The 8,638-nt window shown below is 61.2% G+C and carries 13 protein-coding genes and 1 other annotated feature; of the genes, 3 read left to right on the top strand and 10 right to left on the bottom strand.

What is annotated here, in order from left to right; translation table 11 throughout:
• Positions 1 to 50: 50 nt before the first annotated feature.
• Positions 51 to 1,277 carry a trypsin-like serine protease gene (locus NW857_RS08650; RefSeq protein WP_414368673.1) on the top strand — a complete coding sequence of 409 codons (1,227 nt, stop codon included), beginning with the start codon at positions 51 to 53 and terminating at the stop codon, positions 1,275 to 1,277.
• A gap of 86 nt (positions 1,278 to 1,363) precedes the next feature.
• Positions 1,364 to 1,549, top strand: coding sequence for a 30S ribosomal protein S21 (rpsU, locus tag NW857_RS08645; RefSeq protein WP_011432857.1), 186 nt, complete (start codon positions 1,364 to 1,366; stop codon positions 1,547 to 1,549).
• 255 nt (positions 1,550 to 1,804) lie between these two features.
• Here the strand turns inward: rpsU and rplL are convergent, their stop codons facing one another.
• The 10 genes from rplL to NW857_RS08595 all read right to left on the bottom strand — a co-directional run bounded on the left by rplL (position 1,805) and on the right by NW857_RS08595 (position 7,305).
• Complete coding sequence (gene rplL, locus NW857_RS08640; RefSeq protein WP_414368671.1) at positions 1,805 to 2,215, bottom strand: 50S ribosomal protein L7/L12; 411 nt, start codon at positions 2,213 to 2,215, stop codon at positions 1,805 to 1,807.
• Between the two features lie 57 nt (positions 2,216 to 2,272).
• The gene (rplJ, locus tag NW857_RS08635) at positions 2,273 to 2,836 is read right to left on the bottom strand and encodes a 50S ribosomal protein L10 (RefSeq protein ID WP_414333957.1); all 564 of its coding nucleotides are present in this window, start codon (positions 2,834 to 2,836) and stop codon (positions 2,273 to 2,275) included.
• A 65-nt stretch (positions 2,837 to 2,901) separates the two neighbouring features.
• Positions 2,902 to 3,061, bottom strand: a sequence feature (ribosomal protein L10 leader region).
• Between the two features lie 77 nt (positions 3,062 to 3,138).
• Positions 3,139 to 3,849, bottom strand: a complete 711-nt coding sequence (rplA, locus tag NW857_RS08630; protein ID WP_414333955.1) for a 50S ribosomal protein L1 — start codon at positions 3,847 to 3,849, stop codon at positions 3,139 to 3,141.
• Between the two features lie 76 nt (positions 3,850 to 3,925).
• Positions 3,926 to 4,351, bottom strand: coding sequence for a 50S ribosomal protein L11 (rplK, locus tag NW857_RS08625; RefSeq protein WP_011432849.1), 426 nt, complete (start codon positions 4,349 to 4,351; stop codon positions 3,926 to 3,928).
• Positions 4,352 to 4,360: 9 nt separating this feature from the next.
• The gene (gene nusG / locus NW857_RS08620) at positions 4,361 to 4,951 is read right to left on the bottom strand and encodes a transcription termination/antitermination protein NusG (RefSeq protein WP_414333973.1); all 591 of its coding nucleotides are present in this window, start codon (positions 4,949 to 4,951) and stop codon (positions 4,361 to 4,363) included.
• Positions 4,952 to 5,095: 144 nt separating this feature from the next.
• Complete coding sequence (gene secE / locus NW857_RS08615) at positions 5,096 to 5,368, bottom strand: preprotein translocase subunit SecE (RefSeq protein ID WP_414333954.1); 273 nt, start codon at positions 5,366 to 5,368, stop codon at positions 5,096 to 5,098.
• A 101-nt stretch (positions 5,369 to 5,469) separates the two neighbouring features.
• On the bottom strand, positions 5,470 to 5,814 hold the full coding sequence (locus tag NW857_RS08610) for a hypothetical protein (protein WP_414336852.1): 345 nt from the start codon (positions 5,812 to 5,814) through the stop codon (positions 5,470 to 5,472).
• The gene (gene trmD / locus NW857_RS08605) at positions 5,805 to 6,566 is read right to left on the bottom strand and encodes a tRNA (guanosine(37)-N1)-methyltransferase TrmD (protein WP_414336853.1); all 762 of its coding nucleotides are present in this window, start codon (positions 6,564 to 6,566) and stop codon (positions 5,805 to 5,807) included. Before trmD ends, NW857_RS08610 begins: the two co-directional genes overlap by 10 nt.
• Positions 6,567 to 6,571: 5 nt before the next feature.
• Entirely contained in the window at positions 6,572 to 6,976 is a 405-nt protein-coding gene (locus NW857_RS08600) for a hypothetical protein (protein WP_414333949.1), read from the bottom strand.
• 134 nt (positions 6,977 to 7,110) lie between these two features.
• Entirely contained in the window at positions 7,111 to 7,305 is a 195-nt protein-coding gene (locus tag NW857_RS08595) for a hypothetical protein (protein ID WP_414368670.1), read from the bottom strand.
• 99 nt (positions 7,306 to 7,404) lie between these two features.
• On the opposite strand from NW857_RS08595, the gene NW857_RS08590 reads away from it, so the two are divergent.
• Complete coding sequence (locus tag NW857_RS08590) at positions 7,405 to 8,610, top strand: 5-(carboxyamino)imidazole ribonucleotide synthase (RefSeq protein ID WP_414368668.1); 1,206 nt, start codon at positions 7,405 to 7,407, stop codon at positions 8,608 to 8,610.
• Positions 8,611 to 8,638: the final 28 nt, after the last annotated feature.

Genomic DNA, 8,638 nt, shown 5'->3' with positions numbered 1-8,638 from the left:
ATCCCTCAAAGTTCCGCGTCCGTCTCAGCCGGCCTCACTCTTGGTCTCCTTTGGTAGGGCTGTGGCTGGCTCTGGGCCTCAGCGCCTGTGGCGGAGGGGATTCCGGTCGCCCCCTGCCGCCACTCCCGGCCCCTCCTGCAGGAGGCATCGAGGGATCCCATTTTGACGACCTCAACGGCAATGGCCTGCGGGATCCGGGAGAACCAGGGCTGGCAAGCATCACCACCTTTTTGGACTTGAACGGCAATGGCCGCCTCGATGGGGGGGAGCCCAGCACCCTCAGCGATGCCAACGGCAACTTCCGCTTTTTCAACGTGCCCCCCGGCACCTACCGCGTCACCGCCCTTTTGCCTCCGGGGCGGGTGTTCACCACGCCGCGCGCGGGATCGGGGCTGGAGCGGATTGTCGGCGGCAGACCTGCTCAGCCGGGGGCCTTTCCCTGGATGGTGGCCCTGTTGAACGCGGCTGAGCCGGATCCTTTTCAGGCGCAGTTTTGCGCTGGATCCCTGGTTGCCCCGGAGTGGGTGCTCACCGCCGCCCATTGTTTTTTCAACGATCAAGGCCAGCAGGTGGTGAACGCGCGCAACCTGGATCTGTTGTTGGGTACCAACCGCTTGCAAATCGGTGCCGGCCAGCGCATTCGCGCCGCACAGATCGTCATCAACCCCGGCTACAATCCGCGGGTGGGGCAACTGGGGGGGAACGACATCGCCCTGGTGCGCCTCTCTCGGCCGGTGGCTCTGGCTACCCTGCCGCTGGTGCAGCCCAACCAAACCAGCCTGACCGCCCCCGGCACGTTTGCCACCATCCTCGGCTGGGGAGCCACTTTCCCCCGCGACCTTGACCAGGAACCCAGCGGCTTTGCTCTGGATCTGCAACAGGCCGAAGTTCCCATCGTCGCCAACGAGGTGTGCAACGCGCCCCAGTCCTACAATGGCACCATTTTAGACACCATGCTCTGCGCCGGCTTTCCCCAGGGGGGAGTCGATACTTGTCAGGCGGACAGCGGTGGGCCTTTGATCGTGCCCAGCGGCAGCGGCTTTGCGCTGGCCGGGATCACCAGTTTTGGCAAAGGCTGCGCCCAGCCCAATTTCTATGGGGTGTACACGCGGGTGTCCAGCTTTGTGGGTTTTGTACAATCCGTAATCGGCAGCGCCCCCAGCCCAACGCCAACGCCTTCTCCGCCGCCTTCCACCGGAACAACGGCCTCGTTTGTCGTGAATTTGAGAGAGGGTGAGGTGGTTTCGGGCCTCAACTTTGGCAGCCGCGCCCTGTAACCGTCAGCAGCAGGGCGGAGATGGTTTAGGATAGGGATCCCGATTGTGCTTTCGTTCTACTCATCGACGGAGGAGATAGCTTCTTTATGACTCAGGTGACGATTGGCGAAAACGAAGGGATCGAATCGGCGCTGCGCCGCTTCAAGCGCCAGGTCTCCAAGGCGGGCATTTTGCGGGATCTGCGCAACCATCGCCACTTTGAAACCAACCTGGAAAAGCGCAAGCGCAAAGCGGTAGCCGTCCGGCGCAACCGCCGCAAGTCCATGGCCTAGAGCCATAGCCGACAAGCAGAACCCCAAAGGTGGACAGGGCCTGTGGCGGTGCCTGGGGTTCGAGTTAGTCTCTTGGATTCTGGGCTGAGCTAGCCTGCAGGGATCCGCTCAGCACGTCAATCTTCGGCATCGCAGGGATCTGAAACCCACGTCAACGGAGTCAGGTGGGCAACGGCCAAAGAGGGGCTACAACAGCCCCTCTCTTGGGTTTGGTTTGCTTTCTAGTCAGAACAGAGAGCGGCGCTCTCCCTGCAACTACTTGATCTTGACAGTAGCGCCGGCTTCTTCCAGCTTCTTCTTGATGTCGTTGGCTTCCTCTTTGGCAACTCCCTCCTTGACCGGTTTGGGAGCGGCCTCGACGAGATCCTTGGCATCTTTCAGGCCCAAGCCGGTCAACTCGCGCACCACCTTGAGGATGGCGATCTTCTTGTCGGCTGGCACAGCCTCGAGGATGACATCAAAGGCCGTTTGCTCCTCCACCGGCTCAGGGGCTGCCGCCGGAGCTGCTGCCGCTGCGGCCGCGGGAGCGGCCATGACCATACCGCCGGCTGGGGCCGCCGCGCTGACGCCAAAGGCTTCTTCGATGGCTTTTACCAACTCAGCAGCTTCCAGCAAGCTCAAGGCTTTCAACTCTTCCAAAATTTTTGCAACGCGCTCTGAAGGCATGATGGTTTCTCCTTAGGGGTAACAGAATGGTTAACGTCAGGTTTGGGCTGAAGCCCTTTAGGCGGCCTCTTTGTCGGCAATGGCCCGGATGGCCCGCCCCAGCGAGGCCGGGATCTCGCGGATGCCGCGCGCCACTTGGGTGGGCACCGCATTGATCCCGACCGCCAAGCCGGTGGCCACCGACTTAAGGCCGCCCGCCACTTGGGCCATGAGCACCTCCTTGGGCGGCAGCTCGGCGATGGCTTTGGCCTGATCCAAGGTCAGGGATAGCCCCTCGATACCGGCGCCACGGAACTCGGTTTTCTTGGTTTGCTTGGCAAAATCTTGATACGCCTTCAGGGCAGCTGCAATATCGCCCCGAATCAAGATAAAGGCCGTCGGCCCTGCCAAGAAGGGGAGAACCCCTGCCCAAGCTTTTTGGTCGGCGATGGCCCGCCGCATCAGGGTATTCTTAACAACCATGCAAACCGAATCCGACTTGCGCAGCTCTGCCCGCAGTTGGTTCATCTCCGAAACGGTCAGCCCCTTGTAGTCGATCACCAGCACCATTTGGCTGGCTTGCAGCAGGGATCGCACCTCATCGACGATCTCCGCTTTCTTCGCTACAGGTTGCTTGCCCATGCGCTCACCTCCTTTGTTGTCAATGGTCACCCAGGGTTGAATGGGGATTGCCGGTGGAAGAGAGATCCGCCAAACAAAATGCGTCCCAGCCAAGGCCGAGACGCACTGAGATAAGCGCTCCATCAAAAGCGACCCCAGAAGGGATCCCTCTAGACTGTGCTCAAACCTCGGCAGGACATTAAGCCCGTGGGCACCTGCTGTCTTCGGCTCGATATTCGGCTGTATAAAGACGCTTTGCCGGGATCCTCCTGTAAATCCGTCAACTCAAACCCTCTTCTCCCATCGCAGCGCCAAAGCCAGGCTTAAGTCGCCAGCTTCAGCTCCCGCAGGGCATTGATGTCAACCTCGATCGAGGGACCCATTGTAGCAGCAACGTGTAGGGTTCGCCAATACTTGCCCTTGGCCCCAGAGGGACGGTTGCGATCGATGGATTCCTGCACCGCCTTCAGGTTTTCCAGCAGCGCTTCGACGGGGAACTTGCACTTGCCGAAGATCAAATGCACAATGCCGGTGCGGTCGGCCCGGTATTCCAGCTTGCCGGCTTTGAACTCTTTGATGGCCTGAGCCAGATCCATGGTCACCGTTCCCCCCTTAGGAGAGGGCATGAGGCCGCGCGGCCCCAGCAGCCGCCCCAGCTTAGCCACTTGGGGCATCACATCGGGGGTGGCGATCAGCAGGTCAAAATCCATCATGCCCTTGCCGATTTCCTCGATCAGGTCTTCAAACCCAACCCGATCCGCCCCTGCATTTTGGGCTTCCGTCACTTTCTCGCCGCGGGCAATCACCGCCACCCGGATCTCTTGGCCGGTGCCCCTGGGCAAGACGACGGTGGTGCGCAGTTGTTGGTCGGCGTACTTGGGATCGATCCCCAGGCGGATGTGAACCTCTGCCGCCTCGTCAAATTTGGCGGTGGCCGTCTCCTTCATCAGGGCCAAAGCTTCCGCGGGGGGATAGGCAATGGGCTGCACCTTCTCCCGCAAAGCCTGCATACGTTTGGACAGTTTTCGAGCCATCGTTTCTCCTCGGGGTACTGGCGAGAACCTCTCTCCCCCAAAACTTCAAGACAACAATCAGACTGAAGATCCTTCATCAATCCACCACCGTCACCCCCATGCTGCGGGCGGTGCCGGCGATAATTTTCATGGCCGCCTCCACATCGTGGGCATTCAAATCCGGCAGCTTCTGCTCGGCGATCTGCCGCAGTTGCGCCCGCGTCAGGGATCCCACCTTGGTTTTGTGGGGCTCGCTGGAGCCGGACTCAATACCCAGAGCCTTCTTGATCAACACCGAAGCCGGTGGCGTCTTGAGGACGAAGGTAAAGCTGCGATCCTCGAAGATGGAGATCTCTACAGGCACCACCATACCGGCTTGATCCGCCGTTTTGGCGTTGTATTCCTTACAAAAGGCCATGATGTTGACCCCGTGCTGGCCCAGGGCCGGGCCGATGGGAGGGGCGGGGGTGGCCTTGCCCGCCTGAATGGCCAACTTGACCACGGCCACCAACTTCTTAGCCATGAAACGCGGTTACACCTCTTTTCGCACTTGACCAAACTCTAATTCTACCGGGGTGTCGCGCCCGAAAATCGAGATCAAAGCCTTGAGCTTGCCCCGCTCCGGGCTGACATCCACCACCTCGCCGTAGAAACCCTGGAAGGGGCCGGAGAGGACTTCGATGCGATCCCCAGGCGCCATCTGGATTTTGAGGGGCACTTCCTCCACCTCGACGCTGCTGAAGATACGCTGAACTTCGCTCTGGCTGAGGGGCCGCGGCGTCACATGGCCCCGACCACGACCGTAGGCCCGTTTTTCTTCCGTGCCGACAAAGTTGATCACGTTGGGGGTGGTTTTCACCACCATCCAGGTGTCGTCGTTGAGATCCATGCGCACCAGGACATAGCCGGGAAAGACCTTTTCCTCTTGTTCCTGGCGCTTGCCGGCTCGATCCAGTTTGAAGCCCGTCCGCTTCGGGATCACCACCTCGACAATCTGATCTGCCACATCCAAAGCAGCCGCCCGCTGCATCAGGGTGCTTTTCACCTTATTTTCGCAGCCTGAGGCCACCTGCACCGCGTACCAGCGCAGGTTACGGCGACCTTGTCCTTCCCCCTCCTCCATTTCCGGGATCGCGTCTGCAGGCTCAAAGTGTTCCACAGGGCGCCCACGACGTTTCTGCTGCTCTGTGCTCATCACCTCGCATCCTCCCTGTAGCCATCCATAGCTCTCTTGCCCCCAAAGACAGGGATCCTCTAGGACAAAACATCACGAGAACAGTTGAGTGGCTACCCAGGCAAACAGTTGATCGACCAGGTAGATGAAGGAAGCAAAAGCCAACACGATCAGCAAGACGCCTGCCGACTCGCCGATCAATTGCCGGCGGCTCGGCCAGACAATTTTGCCCAATTCCGCACGGGTCTCTTGGATAAAGCCCGGGATTCCTTTGGGTTCGGTGGAACTGTCTTTGGAGTGGCCCCGGCTGGCGGGATCCAAACGTTGCTCCGTATCGGCTTTGCTGGAAGAGGTGCTCTTAACCACGGCGGTATCTCCTGCTGGATCCCGAAAACGGTGCGCCACCTTTCAGCGCACACAAGATTAGCTTTGTGATCCTAACAGATCTGGCGGGGGTGGGATCCCACTCAAGGGGCGGGCTCAGGCGTCAAGGAGCCGGGAGAAAGCGGAAGAGAGCGACGGCGGGATTGGTTGAATTGCTCTACCGCTGCGTCGATCTCTGCCCGGCTGTCCCAACGCGAGGCGGCATTTTGCCGGGAGAGAAACTCGACGGCCCGCAGGAGATCGTTCATGTCGATGCTGGTGCCGTCGAACAACTGGACGTTGCGGTCGCGGCGGATGGCCTCATTGACATCTCCCCTTTGGGCCAAGGCAACCTCGGCGCTGGCCAGGATCCCCAGCAGAAGCAGACCCAGGGCCGCAGGGATCCCGCGCCGGGGGTTGAGGGGGGAGCGGAGACGGTTTACAAACATTGATCCTGTTCCTCTACATCGGTGTGCTGCTCGGCCAGCCCCTCTGCCAGCAACTGTTGTTCTTCGGGCGTGAGGGGGCGTTTGGCCAACAGGTCTGGCCGCCTTCGCCAGGTGCGAACCAACTGCTGTTGCAGACGCCAACGGGCGATGGCTCGGTGGTCGCCTGAGAGAAGCACCGGCGGCACCTTGTGCCCTTGAAACTCCGGCGGACGGGTGTACTGGGGATACTCCAGCAGCCCCGTCTCGAAACTTTCGCTCCTCAGCGAATCTATCTTACCAACTGTACCCGGCAAGAGCCGCACCACGCCGTTGATCAGGGCCAGCGCCGGGATCTCCCCCCCCGTCAAGACAAAATCGCCCAGCGACACCTCGCGGGTGGCCAGATATTGGCGGATCCGCTCGTCAAAGCCCTCGTACTGGCCACAGAGCAGGATGAGCTGCGCCTTTTGGGCAAGTTCTTGCAGCAGCGCCTGGTGCAGCGGTTGTCCCTGCGGCGTGAGCAAGATGATCTCGCGGGGATCCAGGCGGGGCAGGGAGGCGACGGCAGCAAAAAAGGGCTCTGGCTTGAGCACCATGCCCACCCCACCCCCGTAGGGCTCATCATCGACCCGGCGGTGCTTGTCGGTGGCAAAGTCCCGCGGGTTGGTGCAGTGAACCTCGGCGATCCCCTGCTCCAGGGCTTTGCCCACCAGCCCGATGCGCAGCGGCGTTGCAAAAAATTCTGGGAAGAGGGTGATGACGTCGAACCGCACAAGACTCAGGACGAGGCAGAGGGAGGCTCGGTGCGCAACCGCTCCAGATCCAGGCGCAAAGACTCGATCTGGTGGATCAGCTCCATCAGCTCGGCCATCTCTTCTTTGGAGATAGGGGCAGGGGAAGCCGTGGTCGGGGGGCTGCTCTCGGCAGGGGCGGGCCTCTCGCTCTCTGGGGCGGGGGCGTTGGCAGCCGCATCCCTGAGACCTTCGACGTAACGAACGGCTTCCTGTTCGATCAGCTCCCCCTTTTGCTCCAGTTCTGCTGCCAGTTGCGCCAGATCCATCGAGAGGCGGTTGAGGTTTTCGGCCCGCTTTTCCGGGTCTTGGAGGATCTCCACCAGGGCAGTGGCCGCGCCGTAGAAAAGGTGGCGAGCCCGCGTGAACCAATCTGAAGAGCGAGAACTCATGGCAGCAGAAACAGGTGGGTTCTGAATTATTCTAGGCGATCCGCCCACCGGAACTGGCCCAGGACGACAGAGTGCCCGGCAGCCCAAGTAGGGATCCGTTCTCCGAAGTTTTGAGGAGAACCTGGGGATGGGGTTCAATCGACGGCTCGGATCTCGCCGCTGCTTAGGCGCTCCACAACCAATTCCAGCAGCTCGTGCTCTTCTGGGGAAATCTCTTGATCGGCCATGACGGCATTGAGGATCTGCTGTTGTTCAGCACGGGTTAGGACCTTATCTGCCAAGGCCCGGTCAATCAAAGCTCTGAGCTCAGAGGGTTGAGGGGATTGCACTGTTTTGCTCCTAGCGCTCGAGGGCAAGGGATCCCATAATGATTTCTGGATCCAAGATGCAACAGATAGCAGCACACCTGTCAGTATAGCGAGACAGTGGTGGAACCCCAGGTATCCCCAAAAACCCAGAGCTTCCAACCGGTGGGGGTGATCGGCGGCGGGCAGTTGGCGCAGATGTTGGCTTTGGCGGCCCGCCCCTTGGGGATCCCGCTGATCGTGCAGGCCGCTGCCCCCACCGATCCGGCGGCGGCAGTAGCCGACGGTGTGGTCTGGGGTGCTGTGACGGACACTCAGGCCACAGCCCAGTTGCTGCAACGCTGCCCGGTGGTAACTTTTGAGAACGAGTTCATCCCGCTGCCGGAGCTGCGCAAGTTGGATCCGCAGGGATCCCGCTTTCGCCCTCGCCTGAGCACCCTAGAGCCGCTGCTGGACAAGTTGCACCAACGACAGTTCTTGGCGGAGTTGGGGGTGCCGGTGCCGGCCTTTTGCCCTGCGGAGACGGCAGACTTATCTGGGTTGGGCTTTCCGGTGGTGCTCAAGCGGCGGCGGCAGGGCTACGATGGCCAGGGCACCCGCATCCTGCCCGACCGAGCAACCTTGCAACAGGCTCTGGCCGAGTATGCCGGGATCCCGCTGCTGCTGGAAGAGTGGATCCCGTTTGAGCGGGAGCTGGCGGTGATCGTGGCCCGCGGGCTGGCGGGGGAGATCCAACTCTACCCGGTGGTGGAAACTGTGCAGATCGAGCAGGTCTGCCGCTATGTGCTGGCGCCCGCCCGCATTCCCCCGACTGTCGAGGCCGAGATTCGCGACCTGGCGGTCAAGGTGATGGACAAGTTGGACGCGGTGGGTGTGTTCGCCATCGAGCTCTTCTGGGTGCCGCCGCCCCACCCCAAGGCCGGGATCTGGATCAACGAGATCTCACCGCGGGTTCACAACTCCGGCCACTACACCCTGGAAGCCTGCCACACCTCGCAATTTGAGCAGCACCTGCGGGCCATCACCGGCCTCCCCTTGGGGGATCCCTCCCTCAAGTGTGGGGGGGCAGTGATGGTGAACCTCTTGGGTTATGAGCACTCCAGCAGTGACTATGCCCAAAAGCGGCAGCGCCTGGCGGGGATCCCCAATGCCACGCTGCACTGGTACCACAAAACCCCTGCCCGCCCCGGGCGCAAGCTGGGCCATGTCACGGTCTGTCTACCCCATCCTCCTTCTCCCGCGGAAGCGGCAGACCTTGTCCATACCCTCGAAGCCCTCTGGTATCCCCAGCCATGGATCCCACCTTTTCTCCAGCCATCCAAGCCCTGATCGCGGCCCTGCAACGGCGGGATGTGCC

Origin of the sequence: Synechococcus sp. H55.9 (assembly GCF_047462355.1) — a bacterium.
Lineage (GTDB): Bacteria > Cyanobacteriota > Cyanobacteriia > Thermostichales > Thermostichaceae > Thermostichus.
This window is presented reverse-complemented; position numbering and strand designations above follow the sequence as displayed.

Bases quoted from the DNA above. Each gene is read 5' to 3' on its own strand.
- rpsU (WP_011432857.1), top strand. From the start codon at position 1,364: ATGACTCAGGTGACGATTGGCGAAAACGAAGGGATCGAATCGGCGCTG.
- rplL (WP_414368671.1), bottom strand. From the start codon at position 2,215: ATGCCTTCAGAGCGCGTTGCAAAAATTTTGGAAGAGTTGAAAGCCTTG.
- rplJ (WP_414333957.1), bottom strand. From the start codon at position 2,836: ATGGGCAAGCAACCTGTAGCGAAGAAAGCGGAGATCGTCGATGAGGTG.
- rplA (WP_414333955.1), bottom strand. From the start codon at position 3,849: ATGGCTCGAAAACTGTCCAAACGTATGCAGGCTTTGCGGGAGAAGGTG.
- rplK (WP_011432849.1), bottom strand. From the start codon at position 4,351: ATGGCTAAGAAGTTGGTGGCCGTGGTCAAGTTGGCCATTCAGGCGGGC.
- nusG (WP_414333973.1), bottom strand. From the start codon at position 4,951: ATGGAGGAGGGGGAAGGACAAGGTCGCCGTAACCTGCGCTGGTACGCG.
- NW857_RS08610 (WP_414336852.1), bottom strand. From the start codon at position 5,814: ATGTTTGTAAACCGTCTCCGCTCCCCCCTCAACCCCCGGCGCGGGATC.
- NW857_RS08600 (WP_414333949.1), bottom strand. From the start codon at position 6,976: ATGAGTTCTCGCTCTTCAGATTGGTTCACGCGGGCTCGCCACCTTTTC.